Annotated in this window: 15 protein-coding genes and 1 riboswitch; of the genes, 3 read left to right on the top strand and 12 right to left on the bottom strand. The window is 70.8% G+C overall.

The genetic code is table 11. The features are described from left to right. The first annotated feature begins 155 nt into the window (after positions 1–155). Complete coding sequence (locus E3O32_RS02775) at positions 156–704, top strand: gamma carbonic anhydrase family protein (RefSeq protein ID WP_134506754.1); 549 nt, start codon at positions 156–158, stop codon at positions 702–704. 58 nt (positions 705–762) lie between these two features. On the opposite strand, the gene E3O32_RS02770 is transcribed toward E3O32_RS02775, so the two are convergent. Both E3O32_RS02770 and E3O32_RS02765 read right to left on the bottom strand, forming a co-directional pair. Beyond that, a complete protein-coding gene (locus E3O32_RS02770) occupies positions 763–2,460 on the bottom strand; it encodes a flavin monoamine oxidase family protein (RefSeq protein ID WP_134506752.1) in 1,698 nt (565 codons plus the stop codon). Continuing rightward, entirely contained in the window at positions 2,457–3,959 is a 1,503-nt protein-coding gene (locus E3O32_RS02765) for an APC family permease (protein ID WP_134506750.1), read from the bottom strand. The genes E3O32_RS02770 and E3O32_RS02765 overlap by 4 nt, the downstream gene beginning before the upstream one ends. 169 nt (positions 3,960–4,128) lie before the next feature. Between E3O32_RS02765 and E3O32_RS02760 the strand changes: the two genes are divergently transcribed. Further along, entirely contained in the window at positions 4,129–5,661 is a 1,533-nt protein-coding gene (locus E3O32_RS02760) for a PucR family transcriptional regulator (RefSeq protein WP_134506748.1), read from the top strand. A gap of 44 nt (positions 5,662–5,705) precedes the next feature. Here the strand turns inward: E3O32_RS02760 and E3O32_RS02755 are convergent, their stop codons facing one another. From E3O32_RS02755 to E3O32_RS02715, 9 genes are all read right to left on the bottom strand, one after another. Further along, positions 5,706–6,584: a nitrilase-related carbon-nitrogen hydrolase gene (locus tag E3O32_RS02755; RefSeq protein WP_241974498.1), complete on the bottom strand. Its 879-nt coding sequence runs from the start codon at positions 6,582–6,584 to the stop codon at positions 5,706–5,708. A gap of 56 nt (positions 6,585–6,640) precedes the next feature. After that, positions 6,641–7,525, bottom strand: a complete 885-nt coding sequence (locus tag E3O32_RS02750; protein ID WP_134506746.1) for a bifunctional methylenetetrahydrofolate dehydrogenase/methenyltetrahydrofolate cyclohydrolase — start codon at positions 7,523–7,525, stop codon at positions 6,641–6,643. A 172-nt stretch (positions 7,526–7,697) separates the two neighbouring features. Continuing rightward, positions 7,698–8,996 carry a serine hydroxymethyltransferase gene (glyA, locus tag E3O32_RS02745; protein WP_134506744.1) on the bottom strand — a complete coding sequence of 433 codons (1,299 nt, stop codon included), beginning with the start codon at positions 8,994–8,996 and terminating at the stop codon, positions 7,698–7,700. A gap of 42 nt (positions 8,997–9,038) precedes the next feature. Continuing rightward, positions 9,039–9,128, bottom strand: a riboswitch (ZMP/ZTP riboswitch). A 6-nt stretch (positions 9,129–9,134) separates the two neighbouring features. Further along, entirely contained in the window at positions 9,135–9,491 is a 357-nt protein-coding gene (gene mnhG, locus E3O32_RS02740) for a monovalent cation/H(+) antiporter subunit G (protein ID WP_241974490.1), read from the bottom strand. Then, positions 9,488–9,754 carry an MrpF/PhaF family protein gene (locus E3O32_RS02735; protein ID WP_134506742.1) on the bottom strand — a complete coding sequence of 89 codons (267 nt, stop codon included), beginning with the start codon at positions 9,752–9,754 and terminating at the stop codon, positions 9,488–9,490. Before E3O32_RS02735 ends, mnhG begins: the two co-directional genes overlap by 4 nt. After that, positions 9,754–10,341, bottom strand: coding sequence for a Na+/H+ antiporter subunit E (locus E3O32_RS02730; RefSeq protein ID WP_134506740.1), 588 nt, complete (start codon positions 10,339–10,341; stop codon positions 9,754–9,756). The genes E3O32_RS02735 and E3O32_RS02730 overlap by 1 nt, the downstream gene beginning before the upstream one ends. Next, on the bottom strand, positions 10,338–11,897 hold the full coding sequence (locus tag E3O32_RS02725) for a Na+/H+ antiporter subunit D (protein WP_134506933.1): 1,560 nt from the start codon (positions 11,895–11,897) through the stop codon (positions 10,338–10,340). Before E3O32_RS02725 ends, E3O32_RS02730 begins: the two co-directional genes overlap by 4 nt. A 5-nt stretch (positions 11,898–11,902) precedes the next feature. Beyond that, on the bottom strand, positions 11,903–12,349 hold the full coding sequence (locus E3O32_RS02720; RefSeq protein ID WP_134506738.1) for a sodium:proton antiporter: 447 nt from the start codon (positions 12,347–12,349) through the stop codon (positions 11,903–11,905). Then, positions 12,346–15,291: a Na+/H+ antiporter subunit A gene (locus tag E3O32_RS02715; protein ID WP_134506736.1), complete on the bottom strand. Its 2,946-nt coding sequence runs from the start codon at positions 15,289–15,291 to the stop codon at positions 12,346–12,348. Before E3O32_RS02715 ends, E3O32_RS02720 begins: the two co-directional genes overlap by 4 nt. Before the next feature lie 145 nt (positions 15,292–15,436). On the opposite strand from E3O32_RS02715, the gene E3O32_RS02710 reads away from it, so the two are divergent. Further along, entirely contained in the window at positions 15,437–17,035 is a 1,599-nt protein-coding gene (locus E3O32_RS02710; RefSeq protein WP_134506734.1) for an amino acid permease, read from the top strand. Between the two features lie 75 nt (positions 17,036–17,110). Here E3O32_RS02710 and E3O32_RS02705 read toward each other — a convergent pair whose 3' ends face one another. Continuing rightward, positions 17,111–18,400 (bottom strand): MFS transporter, encoded by a 1,290-nt coding sequence (locus E3O32_RS02705; protein ID WP_134506732.1) that lies wholly within the window; start codon positions 18,398–18,400, stop codon positions 17,111–17,113. Positions 18,401–18,533: the final 133 nt, after the last annotated feature.

Below are 18,533 nucleotides of genomic sequence, written 5' to 3'. Positions count from 1 at the left end.
ACCCCAGCGCCGCTGAATCTTCGCCGAACTGTGAGTAGAGCCGGTTCTCGGGGCGCATTTCTCACAGTTCGGCGGTGCAGATGCTGGGCAGATGCGCGGGCGAAGCCGGACGCGAGGTCGGCCGCGCGGGGAGGCCGCGCACTAGGCTGGCGCATATGACTGCCGACAACGCCGCCCGCATCATCACCCTCTCCGACCGCCCCGGACCGAGCGTGGCCGCCACCGCGTTCGTCGCCCCCGGCGCCGTGCTCGTCGGCCACGTCATCCTGGCCGAGCACGCCAGCATCTGGTACAACGCGGTGCTCCGCGCCGAGGCCGAGCCGATCCGGATCGGGGCCGGCTCGAACCTGCAGGACAACGTCTCCTGCCACGTCGATCACGGCTTCCCGCTGATCGTCGGCCAGGGCGTCTCCGTCGGCCACGGCGCCGTGCTGCACGGCTGCACGATCGAGGACGACGTGCTCGTGGGCATGTCGGCGACCATCCTCAACGGCGCCGTCATCGGCGCGGGCTCCCTCATCGCCGCGGGGGCCGTCGTGCTCGAGGGCAGCGTCGTGCCGCCGCATTCGCTGGTTGCCGGCGTGCCGGCGAAGGTGCGCCGGGCACTGACGGATGACGAGGTGGCCGGCATCCGTCACAACGCCGAGGCCTATCGGGAGCACTCCGCCCTGCACTCCGGCTCCTTCGCCGCCACGCAGGACTGAGCCAGCAGGGGCCGACTCGAACGGCGAGCCGGCACCCTCAGCCGGCACCCCCAGCCGGTCAGTCCAGGACGACCGGCGCCAGTTCGTCCCAGACGTCGCCGGGTCCCGGGTTCTCGGCCGCCGATTGCCCGCCGAGGTGCCGCACCGTGCCCCAGACCGCGTTGAGGGCCGTGGTCACCGCGCCCTCGGCCCAGCCCGCGGTGAAGGAGATGTCGTCGCCGGCGAGGAAGACGCCGCGCTGCGCCTCCGGCAATCCGTCCTGCACGAAGTGCCCGAAGAGCCGTTCCTGGTAGCGGTAATGACCGGGCAGGTTGTTCTTGAACGCGCCCATGAAGTTGGGGTCCGCCTCCCACGACACCGTGATCGGCTCACCCACGATGTGGGAGGCGATGTCCACGGTGGGGTAGATCTTCTTCAGCGAGTGCAGCATGAGGTCGGTGCGCTCGTCCGCGCTGAGCGAGAGGAACTTCAGCGCGTCGTCGTTCCAGGTGTAGGAGAGCAGGATGACCGCGGGCTTGTCCGGGCCGTCGTCGAGCAGGTAGGTCGCCCGCGGCAGCCGGTCGGTCAGCGTCATGCTCAGCACGTGCCGGCCGGTCTCCGGGTCGATGTCGTTCCAGAACGGGCGGTCCACCATGACGAAGGTCTTGGACGACTGCATGTAGTGGCTGCGCTCGATCGCCGTCCACATCTCCGGCGCGAAGAGAGTCTCCTCCGTGTCGATCCGGGCGGAGAGCAGCCAGGACTGGCAGGTGACGATGGCCGCCTCGAATTCGCGAGTCGCCCCCCACTTCTCGGTGATCCGGATGCCGCCGTCCTCGCCCCGCTTGATCGAGGCGACGGCGCCGCGCGGCACCCCGCCGTTCAGGCTCGCGACCGAGGTACCCTTCGGCCAATGCACCAGGTCGTCGGGGGCGTGCGACCAGAGGCCGTCGGGCAGCCGCTGCGCCCCGCCGAGGATGCGCCGGTGCTTGTCGTCCGCGTCGGTGAAGACCACCCGCAGGATCTCGAGGATCGAGTTGGAGAAGTCGGTGTCCCAGCCGCCTGTGCCGAAGCCGACCTGCCCGAAGGCCTCCCGGTGGGCGAAGGACTTCTCCCTGAAAGCGGCGCTGCCGGCAATGAAACCATAGAAGGTCTGCTCGTCGAGTTCGGCGACGATCCGGTTCCAGATCCGCTTGATCGTGGCGACGTCACGGGTGCGGAGAGCGTCCTGCATGGCATCGAAGTCGACCTCCTCGCGCAGTGCCCGCCGCCAGGCCTCGGCAACCTCGGTGAAGAACGGCGGCAGGTCGTCGGCCGTCTCCGCATAGTGGGCCTTGCCCTCCAGCTCGATCAGAGTGCTCGGCGTCACGGCGGACAGCGGATTCGGGAACTCCCGGGTCTCCAGGCCGACCGTGTCGACGTAGTGGTAGAACGCCTTTCCCGACTCGGGGAAGCGCATGCCGCCGAGGTCGGCGACCACGCCGGGCGCCGCGGAGAACTCGGCCGTCTTCAGCCGGCCGCCGATCCGGGCGGCCTCGTAGACGATCGGCTTCAGGCCCAGCCGGAGCAGCTCGTAGGCGGCGATCACGCCGGACAGCCCGGCGCCGACGACGGCCACCTCGGTGCCCAGCTTGAGGTCGGGCACCCGGCCGAGCCCGGCCGGGTGCGCCAGGTAGTGGTCGTAGCTGAACGGGAAGTCCGCGTTCAGCATGGTGATCGGCGGGCGCGCGGCCTCGCCGGGCACCGGCGGGTGAGGGAGTTCGGATGCCATTGTCATTGTGATGCCTTCACTGTCGACAGGGAGAAGTCGGATGCTTCCGCGTAATCCTCGGCGCTCAGGGCACCGACGACGGAGTGCTTCCGACCGTAGAGGAAATACAAGCCGGTGCCAATGAGCATCCAGATTCCGAAGACCAGCCAGGTGGTGCCGCCCAGGGTGATCATGAGCAGGACGCACATGGCGAAACCCGCGATCGGGACCAACGGGTAGAACGGGACCTGGTAGGAGCGCCGGAGTTCGGGCCGTGCCCGGCGGAGGTAGATCACGGACAGGTTGACCAGCGCGAAGGCGCAGAGCGTGCCGATGCTGGTCGCATCGGCGAGCTCGCCGAGCGGGATCAGGGCGGCGGCGACCGCGACAACGATCCCGACGATGAGGGTGCCGGCGACGGGGGTGTTGGTGCGCGGGGAGATCCGGCCGAACACCCTGGGCACCATGCCGTCCCGGGACATGGTCATCAGGATCCGGGTCTGGCCGTAGAGCACGGTCAGCACGATGCTGGCGATGGCGATCACGGCCCCGACGGAGAACAGCAAGGCGACCCACGGCTGCCCGGTGAGCTGCTGAAGGATGACGACGAGGGACGCCTCGCCGCTGTGGAACCAGGTCCACGGCCGGGCCCCGATCGCGGCGACCGCGACCAGGATGTAGATGCCGGTGATGATCAGCATCGACAGGATGATGGCCTTCGGCAGGTCGCGCTGGGGGTTCCGGGCCTCCTCCCCCGCGGTGGAGGCGGCGTCGAAGCCGATGTAGGAGAAGAACAGCCGGGATGCGGCCGCGGAGATCCCGGCGACTCCCATCGGGGCGAGCGGTTCGAAGTTCCGGGCGGAGAAGGCAGTGAACGCGATCGCGACGAAGATGAGCAGGATGACGATCTTGACGCCGACCATCACCGTGTTCACCCAGGCGCTTTCCTTCGCGCCACGGATGAGCAGCAGCATCGACAGGATCACGAGACCGGCGGCGGGCAGGTTCACCACTCCGCCGAAGCCGGGCGGCTGGGCGATCGCGTCCGGCAGGTGCAGGCCGAACGTCGCGAGGCTCTCGTTGATGTACTGGCCCGCGCCGACGGCGACGGCAGCGATCGACACGGCGTACTCGAGCACCAGGCACCACCCGCAGACCCAGGCGATGCCCTCGCCCATGGTCGCGTAGACGTAGGAATAGCTCGAACCGGATGCCGGCACGCAGCTGGCCATCTCGGCGTAGGACAGGGCGGAGAGCAGGGCCGCGACCCCGGCGACCAGAAAGGCGATCCAGATCGCCGGCCCGGCGAGCGGGATCGACGCACCGAGGATCACGAAGATGCCGGTGCCCAGCGTGGCGCCGACGCTGATCATGGTGAGCTGCCAGAGGCCGAGGCTGCGCTTGAGGTCGCCGTGCGGCAGGGGCGACTCGTCGGGGTGCGGAAGCCGGTCGATCGGTTTACGCCGGCCCAGCTGAGTGCGCAGGGAGGTTTTCGCCTCGGTTCGGGGCAGGCTAGTGGTCGTCATTGACAGTCCGTTCCGACGTTGAAGATGGTGGTGTCGCCAGCGTAGGTTGCGGGATTGCCCGGCCCGGCGGGCGGAGTGCCCGGCGCTGCCCGGTTCGGTGGCCATTCGCACCAGCGGGCTGCGCGGGGATCAAATTGACGGGCTCCAATGCTGCAGGCATGATGGGACGATGCTGCCAGCCTCAACCGACGGGCTGCCGACGATAACCCTTGCCCAGCTGCTCTCGCGGCTGGCCGGGCGGGTCAGGGCCGCACCTGCGACGGCCCCTCCCACCCTACTGCGGTGGGTTGCCTGCAGCGAGCTGGCCGACCCTGCCCCGTTCCTGCTCGGCGGCGAGCTGCTCCTCACCGCGGGCACCCCGATCACACCGGGCGACGCGGCGGGCATCCGTGACTACGTCGCCCGCCTCGTGGCGGCCCGGGTCGGCGCGCTCGGCCTCGGCCTCAGCCCGGTGCATTCCGAGGTGCCGCCCGAACTGGTCGACGCCTGCGCCGATGCGGCCCTGCCCCTGCTCGTGGTGGCCCAGGGCACACCGTTCGTCATGGTCACCCGCACCTTCGCCGAGATCCTCGAGCTCAAACGCGTCGAGACCCTCAAGTCGCTCGCCGACACGAACAAGCGCCTGATGCGGGCCACGATGCAGCCCCGGCCGGAGCACGAGCTCCTGATGGTGGCGGCCGATCGCCTGGCCACCTGGGCTGTGCTGTTGGGAGCCAACCGGCAGGTCAGGGCGCAGTCGCCCGGCGCGCCCGACGCGCACCGGCTCGCCCCGGTGCTCGACCGGCTCCTGACCGGTTCCGGACCCCGGGTGGCGGTCGACCTCGCCGACGAGACCGGCCTCGCGGCGGTGGCGCATCCGGTGCGAAGCGTCGACGGCACGAACCTGGGCGCGCTGGTCGTGGGGCACCGGCCGGAGTGGGGCGCCGCCGAGCAGAGCGTGCTGGGTTCGACGGTGGGCCTGGTGGAACTGCTGGCCCGCCAGCGCACGGCCGGCGACATCGCCCCGGCGCAGCTCGCGGTCACCCTGCTGCTGGACTCCGCCCCCGAGCCCGCCGCCCTCGCCGACCTGGTCGCGCACGCGGTGGGACTGGAGCAGGCGGTGCCACTCCGGGTCGTCGTCGGCGTGGCCCCGGCCGGCGAGGCGCCCCTGTCCGCACCGGACGCCCTCGCACGACTGCTCGCCCTGCGCGGGCTGTTCGCGACCCGGCTCGCGGCCCTCACCGGCGAGGGCGTGGTCGCGATCACGGCGCTGGCCGTGACCCGCGCCGACCTGGCCCCGCTCGAGGAGCTCGGCTGGGTGTTCGTGGTCGGCCGGGCCGTCGCCGCCCGCGACCTGCCGGGGTCCCACGATGAGGCCGCCGCCCTGCGCCACCGGGCGGTGACGGATGCGAGGTCTGTGCTGGTCGAGGACGGCCACCGGGACGTGCACGCCTTCATCGGCCGCGAGGCCGGGCAGGTCTTCGCGCGCGCCCTGCTCGCACCGGTCACGAGCCTGCCCCCTGCCCGGGCGGAGCTGCTGCTCGGTGTGCTGCGGGCCTGGTTGTCCCAGAACGGCAACTGGGACGCATCCGGTCGTCTCCTCGGCCTGCACCGCAACAGCGTGCGCCGGCACGTGCTGCAGGCCGGCGCGGTGCTCGACCGCGACCTCGATGACGCCGAGGTGCGCGCCGAGCTGGTGATCGCGCTGCGCTACCTGGGCTGACCGGGGCACCGGGGCTGACCGGGGCAGACCCGGGGGGCCGGGGCTCAGGCGGAGTTGCCGCCGCGGTCGTGCTCCGCGTCGGTCCAGGACCGGTACAGCTCCGGCCGGCGGTCGGCGAGATAGTCCACGTCGGGCCCGGCGGCCGTGACGGTCGCGTAGCTGAGGCCCGTGGCCCGGCCGGCGTCCGCGACGATGTTGCCGTCGGGTCCGACGATCACGCTGGCCCCGGCCAGGTCGAGCCCGGCCTCGACCCCGACGTGGTTGGCGTAGGCGACCGTGACGGCGTTCTCGAGGGCCCGGGCCGGCACGAGCACCCGGGCGACGTTCTCATACCCGCGGGTCAGCGCCGTCGGCACGAGCACGAGGGTCGCGCCGTGCAGGGCGGCGTCACGCACGACCTCGGGGAACTCCACGTCATAGCAGATCAGCAGGGCGATCTTCAGGCCGAGGAAGTCGACAACCGGAGGCGGTGCGGTGCCGGGCCGGAAGCTCGCCCGTTCCTCGGGCCCGAACAGGTGCGACTTCACGTAGCGCGCCAGCACCCGGCCGGTGCGGTCGACGAGGGCGGACGTGATCCCGCGCGCCTCAGCCGGTCCCTGGCCGGGCGCGCTGTAGACGAGGGCGATGTCGTGCCGGGCCGCGATGCCGGCCAGGTCCCGGTCGAGGTCGGCGGCCGCAGCGGCCGTGACCGAGTCGCGGATCAGCTCGGGGGCGTACCCGGTGGCGAAGAGCTCGGGGGTGAGCAGCAGGTCGGCGCCGGCCGCCCTGGCCTCTCCGGCCGCCTGATCGAGCATGGCGAGGTTCGCCGGGAGGTCCAGCGGTTCGGCCCGGCCCTGGAACAGGGCCAGTCGCACGCTCGGTCCGGTTCCCGGCGCGGGCGCGGGTGCGGGCATCGCACCGCTCATCGCTGTCGGCTCTGACATGGCTGGCGACCTCCGGTTTCACGCTCGTTCTCCCGAGCGTACTTCAGGGCGGCCCGTCAGGGGCGCAGGGCCTGCTCGGCGGCCTTGACGACGTTGCTCAGCAGCATGGCACGGGTCATCGGCCCGACGCCGCGCGGGTTGGGCGAGAGGTGGCCGGCGACCTCGGCGACATCCGGATGCACGTCCCCGGTCAGCCGGCCCTTGCCGGTCTCCGGGTCGGTCACCCGGGTGATGCCCACATCGAGCACGGCGGCGCCCGGCTTGACCCAGTCGGCCTGGATCAGGTGCGGCACCCCGACCGCCGCGACGACGATGTCGGCGCGACGCACCTCGCCGGCCAGGTCGACGGTGCGCGAGTGGGTGAGGGTGACCGTGGCGTCCAGGCCCTTGCGGGTGAAGAGCAGGCCGAGCGGGCGGCCGACGGTGAGGCCGCGGCCGACGACGACGACCTTGCGGCCGACGATCGGCACCTCGTAGCGGCGCAGCAGTTCGACGATGCCCGCCGGGGTGCACGGCAGGGGCGAGCGCAGTTCGCCCTCGATGCCGAGCACTAGCCGGCCGAGGTTGGTCGGGTGCAGGCCGTCGGCGTCCTTGGACGGATCGATGAGTTCGAGCATGGCGTTGTCGTTGTGGCCGACGGGGAGCGGCAGCTGGATGATGTAGCCGGTCACTTCGCGGCTGGCGTTGAGGTCCTTGATGGCGGCGCGGACATCCGCGCTCGTCGCCGACCCCGGCAGGTCGATCCGGATCGACTCGATGCCGACTTCGGCGCAGTCGCGGTGCTTGCCCGCGACGTACGAGCGGGAGCCGGGGTCGTCGCCGACGAGCAGGGTGCCGAGCCCGGGCACGACCCCGTGCGCCCGCAGGTCGGTGATGCGGTCGATCAGTTCGTTCTTGATCGTCGTCGCGGTCGCGACGCCGTCGAGGGTGATTGCGCTCATGGGTGATCCAATCCTTCAGAACTCGCGACCGCGGCAGAACTCCGCACTCGCCAAACCAATTCGGCCGTTCCGCCCGGTCGAATTCGACGGAGATTCTGGCTGAAAACCCTTGACACGGGCTTCAAACCCACGATTTTCCCAAAATCTCCGTCGAATTTGACCAGACAGGGGGCTACTGCTGCAGGCCCGGGTACAGCGGGAAGGCCTCGGTGAGCACCTTGACCCGGGCCCGGAGACCCTGGATGTCGGCGTCCGGCTTGAGCGCTTCGGCGATCACGTCGGCGACGACGGTGAACTCGGCGTCGTCGAAGCCTCGGGTCGCGAGGGCGGGTGTGCCGATCCGCAGGCCGCTGGTGACCATCGGCGGGCGCGGGTCGAACGGGACCGAGTTGCGGTTGACCGTGATGCCGACGTCGTGCAGCGCGTTCTCCGCCTGCTGGCCGTCGATCGGCGAGTTGCGGAGGTCCGCGAGCACGAGGTGCACGTCGGTGCCCCCGGTGAGCACGTCGACTCCGCCGGCCTTCGAGTCGTCGGCGGTGAGCCGGGCGGCGAGGATGCTCGCGCCGCGGAGGGTGCGCTCCTGGCGTTCCCTGAACTCGGGTTCGCCCGCCAGCTTGAACGCGGTGGCCTTCGCGGCGATCACGTGCATCAGCGGGCCGCCCTGCTGGCCCGGGAAGACGTTGGAGTTCAGCTTCTTCGCCAGGGTCATGTCGCGGGAGAGGATGAAACCGGAACGCGGTCCGGCGAGCGTCTTGTGCACGGTGCTGGAGACGACATCCGCGTAGGGCACGGGCGAGGGGTGCAGGCCGGCGGCGACGAGGCCGGCGAAGTGGGCCATGTCGACCCAGAGCAGGGCGCCGACCTCGTCGGCGATCTGGCGGAAGGCCGCGAAGTCGAGGTGGCGCGGGTAGGCCGACCAGCCGGCGATGATGACCTTCGGCTTGTGCTCGAGGGCCTTGTCGCGCACCACATCCATGTCGACGCGGAAGGTCTCCGGGTCGACGCCGTAGGCGACCGGGTTGTAGAGCTTGCCGGAGAAGTTGAGCTTCATGCCGTGGGTGAGGTGGCCGCCGTGGGCGAGCTCGAGGCCCAGGATGGTGTCGCCGGGCGTGGCGATGGCGGCCAGCACGGCGGCGTTCGCGGTGGCGCCGGAGTGCGGCTGCACGTTCGCGTATTCGGCGCCGAAGAGGGCCTTCGCGCGGTCGATCGCGAGCTGCTCGGCCACGTCGACGTACTCGCAGCCGCCGTAGTAGCGGCGGCCCGGGTAGCCCTCGGCGTACTTGTTGGTGAGCACGGAACCCTGCGACTGCAGGATGGCGCGGGGCACGAAGTTCTCGCTGGCGATCATCTCGAGGTAGTCGCGCTGGCGGCCGAGCTCCTGCTCGAGCACGGCGGCGATCTCGGGATCGACGACCTCGAGGGGCTCGTTGAACGTGGAGTTCAGAACGGTGGATGGCACGGAATCGGACACGGGGTCTCCTTAGACGAATTGGTTAACGACGTGATGATTAATCGTCGTGGCCCAGGCGTGCGGCCACTAACCGTGTCAGTCGCTCCCCGATGGTGACCCATCTTTCGTGCTACGCCAGTTGCGACAGGCTCGATCCTATCAGTCGCGACGGGGAGGCTGCCGGTCAGCCGGGGCGAACTCGTCGACGAAGAGCAGGTCGGGTCGCGACGGGCCCTGGGCATAGGCGGCCCGGGCCACCAGATGCGCCGCCATCGGTGCGGTGAGGAGCTGGAAGGCGACGATGGCCACGACCAGGGTGACCGTGCCGAGGCTGAAGTCGTTCACCGCGATGTCGGCCGTCACCGCGATCAAGCCGAAGATCTGCGGTTTGGTGGCCGCGTGCAGCCGGCTGAGCACGTCGGGAAAACGGATGACGCCGACCCCGGCCGCGAAGCACATCACGGCCGCCGCGAGCACGAGCACGGCGGTCACGCCGTCCCGCACCAGGTCGTTCACGAGTCGCCCCTGCCGGTGAGGAACCGGGCGACGCTGAGCGAGCCGAGCACGGCGAACAACGCGAGCGCCAGCAGCACGGGGAGGTTGTCGGTGTGGCGGTCGACCGCCATTTCGGCGCCGAGCGCGCAGATCACGGTGGCGACGAGCACGTCCGAGGCGACCACCCGGTCCAGCACGGTGGGACCGCGGATGATCCGGTAGACGGCGCAGAGCGCGCCGGCGCCGAACAAGACCCCGGCGACGATGACCACGATCTCCATCATCAGGCTCCGTCACGATTTTCGGGGGCGGCAGCCGCCCCGGCGGGGCAGGCCCTGATCCGTTCGACGTCCTCACGTGAACCGAAGGCCCGCACGATCCGCCGCTCGGTTGCGAGCACGCTCGCCCGGAACCGATCGGCCTGCCCGGCGGTGTGCACGTTCAGCACGTGCAGGTAGAGGGTCGAGCTCACCCGGTCGACGTCGACCACGATCGAGCCCGGCACGACCGAGGTGGCCACGGCGGTCCAGGTGAGGATCAGGTCACTGCGCGTGTTCAGCCCGACGGCGAGGACGGCGTTGCCGGGGCGGTACCGCGGCGAGAGGGCGAGCGCGGCCACCTGCACCGAGGCCCGCACGATGTCGGCGAGCAGGCGGAGGAGGAACCGGGCGCTGTGCCACGGGTTCAGCCGCCCGCTCAGTTGCACCGCGGGCAGGTAGAAGATGATCGAGACCAGCCCCGCGACCAGAGTTCCGGTGAGGAGCTCGAGCCAGCCGAACCGGCCCCAGAACAGCATCCACAGGGCGACGAGCCCGAGGAACAAAGGTGCCTGGCTCACCGCGGCGGCGAGGCGTTGCCGGGGGGTGCTCATGGCGTTCCGTTCGGGAAGACGGCGTCGAGGTAGGTGGCGGGGGCCTCGATGTCCGCGGCGGCGCGGGCGGCGAAGGCGAAGACGGGGCCGGCGAAGGCGGTCAGGCAGAGCGTGAGCGTGAGCATGGCCGCCGTGGCCCCGACCATCAGTGGTGACACGGTCTTGGTGATGACCGTTCCCTCATCGTGCGGGTCGTCGGCGAGTCGGTCGAGCATGCTCGACTCGTAGTTCTCCACCTCGCGGCGGGGACGCCAGAACGCCATGTTCCAGGCCCGGGTCAGCGCGTAGAGGGTGAGCAGCGAGGTGGCCGCGCCCGCCGCGAGGCCCGCGTAGGCCAGGGGTGTGCCCAGTTCGGCTCCGGCCTGGAACAGCGCGAGCTTGCCGAGGAAGCCGGAGAACGGCGGGATCCCGCCGAGGTTGAGGGCGCCGATGAAGAAGAGCACGGCGACGACGGGCGCGGCCTTGAGCATCCCGCCGAGCCGGGCCAGCGAGGTGGTGCCGCCGACCCGTTCGACCAGGCCGGCGCAGAGGAACAGGGTGGTCTGCACGGAGATGTGGTGCACCAGGTAGAAGATGGTCGCTGCGAGGGCGAGCGGGGTGCCGAGGGCGATGCCGAAGATGAGATAGCCGATGTGGCTGACCAGGGTGAACGACAGCATCCGTTTGATGTCGGCCTGGGCGAGCGCGCCGAGGATGCCGACCAGCATGGTGAGCATCGCCACCACCAGCAGCGGAACCGAGAACGGGTTCTCGGGGAAGAGCAGCGTCTGGGTGCGCAGGATGGCGTAGACGCCCACCTTGGTGAGCAGGCCGGCGAACACGGCGGTGACCGGGGCCGGGGCGGTCGGGTAGGAGTCCGGCAGCCAGAACGACAGCGGGAACACGGCGGCCTTCACCGAGAAGGCGAGCAGCAGCATCAGCCCGAGGATGAGCTGCACCCCGGACGGGAGCGCCGGGATGCGTTCGGCCAGCAGGGCGAGGGTCACCGTGCCGGTCGCGCCGTAGATCAGCGCGATCGCGCTGAGGAAGAGCACGGAAGAGACCAGGCTGACGACGATGTAGGTGACGCCGGCCCGGATGCGGGCTCCCGTGCCGCCGAGGGTGAGCAGCACGTAACTGGCCGAGAGCAGCATCTCGAACCCGACGTAGAGGTTGAACAGGTCGCCCGCGATGAACGCGTTGAACAGGCCGGCCGCCAGCACCAGGTAGCTGGGGTGGAAGATCGACACGGGGGTCTCGCTGTCGCCGTCGACGATGCCCTGGCCGACCGCGAAGAGCAGCACGCCGAGCAGCATCAGCGCCGAGATCAGCAGCATCAGGGCCGACAGCCGGTCGACGACGAGAACGATCCCCCACGGCGCCTGCCAGCCGCCGACGTGCACGACGGCGGGGCCGTGCCGGTCGACCAGAACGAGGAGCACCGCGCCGGCCAGCACCACCAGGGTCAGCGAGACGACGCTCACCGCGATCTGCCGGCTGTGCCGCCGGCCGAGGGCGAGGGTGATCGCCGCGCCGATCAGCGGGATCGCGACGACGAGGGGCACCAGGATGGTCATCGCGTTCACCGGGCCTCCTCCTCGCCGGCGTCGAGGGACGCCTGCACGGCGTCGTCGTCGTCCGAGGAGGAGCGGAAGTTCTCCTCCGCCGACGACGTGGTCTCGCCGGCGTGCTCGTCGGCGAGGTCGTCGCCCGCGTCGCCGAGCCGGGCCAGCCACCAGGACCGGTAGATCAGGGCGAGGATGAGCGCCGTGATCCCGAAGTTGATCACGATGGCCGTCAGCATCAGCACCTGCGGCACCGGATCGGCCATCCCCGCGTCCTGGACGGTGCCGGTGATGATCGGGGAGCCGCCCGGGCGGCCGCTCATCAGGAAGATGAGCAGGTTGGTGGCGTTGCCGACGAGCACGAAGCCGATCAGCACCCGGGTGAGGCTGCGCTCGAGCATGATGTAGACGCCCGCGGCGTAGAGCACGGCCATCAGCACCACCAGGGTCAGGGACGCGCTCACGGCAGCACCTCCGGCGCCGGCGCGCTCACGGGGGCGGATGCGGGTTCCGCCTTGTTCGATTCGCTCGATTCGCTCGATTCGCCCGCTTCGCTCTGCCGGTCGATCTCACTGCCGAGGCTGCGGAGGATGTCCAGGGCGAGCCCGATCACCACCAGGTAGACCCCGATATCGAAGAGGGTGGAGGTGCCGAAGGAGAGCCGCCCGAGCACGGGCACCTCGACGGCGGCATAGGCCGATTCCAGGGGTATCCCGGTGAAGAAGAGGGACGCCACCGCCGTGCCGACCGCGAGCACGACGCCGAGCCCGAGGAGCTTTCCCGGGTCGATCGGCGCGGCCTCGCCGAGTTCGTAGCGGCCGCCGGCCAGGTAGCGGGAGACGAGCGCGAGGCCGGCCAGCAGACCGCCGGCGAACCCGCCGCCCGGCGCGTTGTGGCCGGCGAAGAGGAGGTAGACCGACACGATGATCGCGGGGTGGAAGAGCAGGCGCACCAGCACCTCGATCAGGATCGACCGGTCACCCTCGGGCATCGTGCGGCCGGCCAGCAGGAACGACTGACGGCTCACGGCGTGGCCGGCGGACGACGCCTGCGGGTCGGCGACGATGCGTCGCCGGTTGCGCGGCGACCGCTGGCTTCGGGAGCCCTTCAGCCGCGGCAGCGGCACGGCCCGCCCCGACACGAAAAGCAGGCTGGCGACGCCGGTGGCGACGACGATCAGCACGGCGATCTCCCCCATCGTGTCCCAGGCCCGGATGTCCACGAGCATGACGTTGACGATGTTGGTGCCGTGGGCCTCGAGCGTCAGGCGCGGCAGCTCCGCAGCGATGCCCGGGTCCTGGCGGGCGCCGAGGGCGATCACCGCGATGGTGCCCATCACCCCACCGACCAGGACGCCGATCAGGGCGCGCCGCCGCCGGTGGGCCGGGCGGTTGTGCTGGATGATCCGGGGCGGCAGCCGCCGCAGCACCAGCACGAAGACGACGAGGGTCATGGTCTCGACCAGCGCCTGGGTCAGGGCGAGGTCGGGGGCGCCGTGGAGGGCGAACAGCGCCACGAGACCATAGCCGGTGACCCCCGCGAGCAGCACCGACGTCATCCGTTTGACCACCCGGGCGGCCGCGACCGCCGCGACCGCCATCACCAGGGCGATCAGAACCTGGCCCGGGTAGTCCCAGGGCACGAGCGTCTCGGGCCAGCTGCGGTTGACCGACGCCGCGAAGCCGAGGGCGAGCACGAAGACGACGAGGATCGTGCCCAGGTACTGCGGGAGGCCGCCGTGCTGGGCGAACCGGGTGACCCGGGCCGCCGAACGGTCGACGGCCCGCACGAGGGACCCGTAGCCGCGCCCGGCGTCGATCCAGGCCGGCACCCTCGCCTGCGCCCGGGCCACCCGCAGCCGCTGCCAGAACAGGGCGGCGCCGGCCAGCACGACCACGGTGCTGATCAGGAGGGCCGGCTCGAGTCCGTGCCAGAGCGCCAGGTGGTAGTCGCCGCCGCCGGCCACCGTGTCCGCGTAGGGCGAGAGCATCGGGTCGAGGAGGCCGCTCAGCGGTCCGAACGCGAGGGTGGCGACGGAGAGCAGGCCCGGCGCGAGGGCGAAGTCCCACCGGCTCGGGTGCAGCGCGGTGGGCGCCATCGCGGACCGGGTGCCGAACGCGCCCCAGAAGAAACGGATGCTGTACGCCACGGTCAGCACCGAGCCGAGGCCCGTGCCCAGCAGGGCGACCCACCCCCAGCCGTCGCCGGCCAGGCCTGCCTCGAGGAACGCGGTGAACACGGCCTCCTTGGCGACGAAGCCGAGCAGCGGCGGCAGCCCCGCCATCGACGCGGCGGCGATGAGCGCGATCACGGCGAGCGCGGGTGCGCTGCGGCCGAGGCCGGAGAGCCGTCGCAGGTCGCGGGTTCCGGCGCGGTGGTCGATGATGCCGACGACGAGGAAGAGCGCCGCCTTGTAGAGGGCGTGGGCGAGCAGGAGCGCCGCCCCGGCGAGCGCCGCGTCCCTGCTGCCGAAGCCGACGACGACCATGATGAAGCCGAGCTGGCTGACCGTGCCGTAGGCCAGCACCAGTTTGAGGTCGTGTTTGCGCAGCGACCGCCACGCGCCGACGAGCATGGTCCAGACGCCGATCGTCACAAGCACGGGCAGCCAGCCGTCGGTGTCCGCATAGCCCGGCGCGAGCCGGGCGACCAGGTAGATGCCGGCCTTGACCATCGCCGCCGCGTGCAGGTAGGCGCTGACCGGGGTGGGGGCGGCCATCGCCGCCGGCAACCAGAAGTGGAAAGGCACCAGCGCCGACTTGGAGAGGGCGCCGACCAGGATCAGCAGCACCGCCCAGCCGGCGACCGGTCCGGTGACCGGCTCGGCCACGAGCAGCGCGAGCGAGGTGGTGCCGGCCGCCACGCTGAGCAACACCACGCCGACGAGCATGACCAGCCCGCCGAACGTGGTCACCAGGAGCGCCTGCAGCGCCGCGCCCCTGCTCTCCCGTTTGACGGTGTAGTGGCCGATCAGGAGGTAGGAGAGCACGCTGGTGATCTCCCAGAACATGAACATCACCACGATGTCGTCGGCGGTGACCAGCCCGTACATGGTGCCCGCGAACGCGAGCAGGCAGGCGGCGAAACGGCCGAGGGCCGGCTCGTCGGCGGCGAAGTAGCGCGCGCAGTAGACGAGCACGAGCGCGCCGATCCCGGTGACGACGAGGGCCAGCAGCCAGGCCAGCGAATCCACGCGGAAGGAGAGCGCCACGCCGAGCTGCGGGATCCACGGGATGCTCTCGGTGGCCGCCCCGCCACGGGTGACGAGCCCGGTCTGGCCGAGGGTGAAGACGAACGCCGCCGCCGGGAGCAGGGCGATCAGGTAGAACACGCGGGGGCCGAGGCGACGGGTCAGGGCCGGCGTGAAAAGCGACAGGATCAGGAAAATCAGGAGGATTGTCGCCATGCGGCCTCCCGGCTCTCCCCGTCAGAGTGTCAGATCCAGTGTACCGGATGCCTGCCTCGGGTTGCCATGTCCGGGGGTCCCCGACAGGAGCCGGGAAGCCCTCGCGCGATAGTGTTGGCCAAAACCGGACGACGGAAGCGGCCCCATGACGAGCACCACCCACGGGCCCGAACAGCCTCCAGCCCCGCACGAAACCGGGCACGGAGAACATCGGGAACACCACGGCCTCCCCAAGGAGACCCCGCTCGAGCACATCTCGGACGCCCTCAGCGTCCACGAGGACGACGGGCTCCACAAGGGTCTCAAGGCCCGCCAGGTGCAGATGATCGCGATCGGCGGGGCCATCGGCACCGGGCTGTTCCTCGGCTCCGGCGGCCGGCTGGCGAGCACCGGCCCCTCGCTCGTCATGGTCTACGCCATCTGCGGGTTCTTCGCGTTCCTGATTCTGCGCGCCCTGGGCGAGCTCGTGCTGCACCGTCCCTCCTCGGGCTCGTTCGTCTCCTACGCACGCGAGTTCTTCGGTGAGAAGACCGCCTTCGTCACCGGGTGGCTCTACTGGATGAACTGGGTCATGACGGCGATCGTCGACGTGACCGCCGTGGCGTTGTACATGAATTTCTTCGCCAAGTACTGGGCGCCGATCGGGGCCGTTCCGCAGTGGCTGTTCGCGCTGATCGCCCTCGCCGTGGTGCTCTGCCTCAACCTCCTCTCGGTGAAGGTGTTCGGCGAGATGGAGTTCTGGTTCGCGCTGATCAAGGTCGTGGCCATCGTCTCCTTCCTCCTGGTGGGAACCTGGATGGTCATCTTCGGCACCCCCGTCGACGGCGCCCAGGTCGGCTTCGACCTGATCGGCGGAAACGGCGGCTGGTTCCCCGGCGGCCTGCTCGCCTCCGTGCTCGTCGTGCAGGGCGTCGTCTTCGCCTACGCCTCGATCGAGCTCATCGGCACGGCCGCCGGCGAAACCGAGAACCCGGAGAAGGTCATGCCGCGGGCCATCAACACGGTCATCGTGCGGATCGCCATCTTCTACGTCGGTTCGATCCTGCTGCTCTCCCTCCTCCTCCCCTATACGAGCTACAAGGCCGGCGAGAGCCCGTTCGTCACCTTCTTCGGCAGCATCGGGATCGAGGGCGTCGACGTGATCATGAACCTGGTCGTGCTGACCGCGGCCCTGTCCTCGTTGAACGCCGGCCTCTACTCGACCGGACGCATCCTGCGCTCGATGTCGCTCGCGGGATCTGCCCCCGGGTTCGCCGGCAAAATCAGCCGCAACGGGGTGCCGTTCGGCGGCATCCTGCTCACCGGCTTCGTCACGCTCGCCGGCGTCGGCCTGAACGCGATCGTGCCGGACCAGGCTTTCGAGATCGTGCTCAACATGGCGGCCATCGGAATCGTCAGCGCCTGGGGCATGATCGTGCTCTGCCAGCTGCGACTGCAGGCCTGGGCGAAGAAGGGCATCCTGGCGCGACCGGCGTTCCGGATGCCGGGGGCCCCGTACACGGGCTACGTCACGCTCGTCTTCCTCGTCGGCGTGCTCGTGCTGATGGCCTTCGACTGGCCGACCGGCACGCTGACCATCGGCACTCTCATCGTGATCATCCCGGCTCTGGTCGCCGGCTGGTATGCCTGCCGCGGCCGCATCCTCGAAATCGCCGCGGCCCGCGAGGGCTTCACCGGCCGGATTCCGGTGGTCGCCAACCGGCCGTTCTCCGACCGGGACGGCCGACGCTCGAAGCCTGAGTAGGCACGTTCCCCAGGCGCAGGCTGACGGCCGGCGCCCGGTCGCCGACCTGCCCAGGCGCGGCTCAGGCGGCGCGGCTCAGGCGGAGCGGCGGCGGGTGACCGCGTCGCTGACGATGACCAGCACGAGGGCGAGCACCAGGATGCCGATGTAGGTCACCGGCACGGCGTCCATGCCCACCGTGTTGAGCAGGGCGGCGCCGAGCAGCGCCCCGCCGCCGATGCCGGCGTTGAAGGCGGTGGTGTAGATGGCGCTGGCCGTGTCGCGGATGCGCCGGGAGGCGGTGCGCAGCAGCCTGGTCTGCAGCAGCGGCGGCAGGGTGCCGAAGGCCAGCCCCCAGAGCACGAAGGCGGTGATGGCGACCGGCAGCGTCGACGCGAACAGCGCCAGGACGGTGACGCTCAGCGCGGAGACCGTGATGCCGACGACCAGTCCGAGCTGGGGCCTGGGACCGAACACGGTGCCGGAGAGCACCAGCCCGACCGCGCCGGCGATCCCGTAGGCGAACAGGAGCGGCGCGACGGCGGCGCCGTCCACGCCGAGCCCGTCGATCAGGAACGGGGCGATGTAGGTGTAGAAGGTGTAGTGCCCGACCATGGTCAGCGCCGTGATGGCAGAGAGCAGGATCACGGCGGGCATGGTCGGGTCGCGGCGCGGTTCGGCCGGTGTCGCCGCGGTTGCGGGCGCGGCGTCGGCGAGCGCGGCTCGCTCGGCCGGAGTGCGGCGGGCGCCGTAGTGCGACACGCGCGGCAGGAACCGCCAGACGACGACCGCCCCCACCAGCATCAACCCGGCGAGGGCGACGAAGGAGAGCCGCCAGCCCAGCAGGTGGCCGGCGGCCGTCGCCAGCGGAACGCCGAACACGAACGCGAGGGTGCCTCCGGACACCGTGATCGCCACGGCCCGGCCGATCTGCTCCCGGGGCACCAGGTGCGCCGCGTAGGCGCCGACCACGGCCCAGAACAGGCCGTGCGCCATGCCGCCGAGGATGCGCCCGCCCACCATGAAGGCGTAGTTCGGGGCGATCGCGGTGAGCACATTGCTGATGGCGAGCACGACCAGCACGAGCACGATCAGGCCGTGCCGGGGCAGCCGGCGGGTGAGGTGGGCGAGGGAGGTGCTCGTGAGCACCACGGTGAAGGCGAACCAGGAGACGAGCAGCCCCACCTGGGCTTCGCTGACCCCGAGGGCCCGGCTCATGTCCGGCAGCAGGCCGGTCGGCAGCATCTCGGAGGTGACCGACAGGAACACGGCCGCGGCGAGGGCGATCAGCCCCACCCACGGGAACGGGCCCGGCGTCTGGCCGGGGCTGCCCCGTTCGCCGGAGGGGTCTGACGATGGCAGGGTGATGGGCGCGGTGAATGACATGGTGGCTGTGGCTCACAGACGGGAACAGTGGCGCCCGCCGCTCTGTCGCAGCGGGGCCGGTCCGGATTGACTGCGCGCCGACGTGCGCGCCCGGGGCCGGCGTACTGCGCCGACCACTGCCCAGTCTACCCGA

The sequence above is a fragment of the Cryobacterium mannosilyticum genome, from assembly GCF_004402705.1.
GTDB lineage: Bacteria > Actinomycetota > Actinomycetes > Actinomycetales > Microbacteriaceae > Cryobacterium > Cryobacterium mannosilyticum.
The sequence above is the reverse complement of the archived record's forward strand: the minus strand, read 5'-3'. Positions and strand labels throughout refer to the sequence as shown.

What these genes read in the sequence shown, in the direction of transcription:
- E3O32_RS02775 (WP_134506754.1), top strand. Translation starts at nt 156, where the DNA reads ATGACTGCCGACAACGCCGCCCGCATCATCACCCTCTCCGACCGCCCC.
- E3O32_RS02770 (WP_134506752.1), bottom strand. Translation starts at nt 2,460, where the DNA reads ATGACAATGGCATCCGAACTCCCTCACCCGCCGGTGCCCGGCGAGGCC.
- E3O32_RS02765 (WP_134506750.1), bottom strand. Translation starts at nt 3,959, where the DNA reads ATGACGACCACTAGCCTGCCCCGAACCGAGGCGAAAACCTCCCTGCGC.
- E3O32_RS02760 (WP_134506748.1), top strand. Translation starts at nt 4,129, where the DNA reads ATGCTGCCAGCCTCAACCGACGGGCTGCCGACGATAACCCTTGCCCAG.
- E3O32_RS02755 (WP_241974498.1), bottom strand. Translation starts at nt 6,584, where the DNA reads ATGTCAGAGCCGACAGCGATGAGCGGTGCGATGCCCGCACCCGCGCCC.
- E3O32_RS02750 (WP_134506746.1), bottom strand. Translation starts at nt 7,525, where the DNA reads ATGAGCGCAATCACCCTCGACGGCGTCGCGACCGCGACGACGATCAAG.
- E3O32_RS02735 (WP_134506742.1), bottom strand. Translation starts at nt 9,754, where the DNA reads ATGATGGAGATCGTGGTCATCGTCGCCGGGGTCTTGTTCGGCGCCGGC.
- E3O32_RS02730 (WP_134506740.1), bottom strand. Translation starts at nt 10,341, where the DNA reads ATGAGCACCCCCCGGCAACGCCTCGCCGCCGCGGTGAGCCAGGCACCT.
- E3O32_RS02725 (WP_134506933.1), bottom strand. Translation starts at nt 11,897, where the DNA reads ATGACCATCCTGGTGCCCCTCGTCGTCGCGATCCCGCTGATCGGCGCG.
- E3O32_RS02715 (WP_134506736.1), bottom strand. Translation starts at nt 15,291, where the DNA reads ATGGCGACAATCCTCCTGATTTTCCTGATCCTGTCGCTTTTCACGCCG.
- E3O32_RS02710 (WP_134506734.1), top strand. Translation starts at nt 15,437, where the DNA reads ATGACGAGCACCACCCACGGGCCCGAACAGCCTCCAGCCCCGCACGAA.
- E3O32_RS02705 (WP_134506732.1), bottom strand. Translation starts at nt 18,400, where the DNA reads ATGTCATTCACCGCGCCCATCACCCTGCCATCGTCAGACCCCTCCGGC.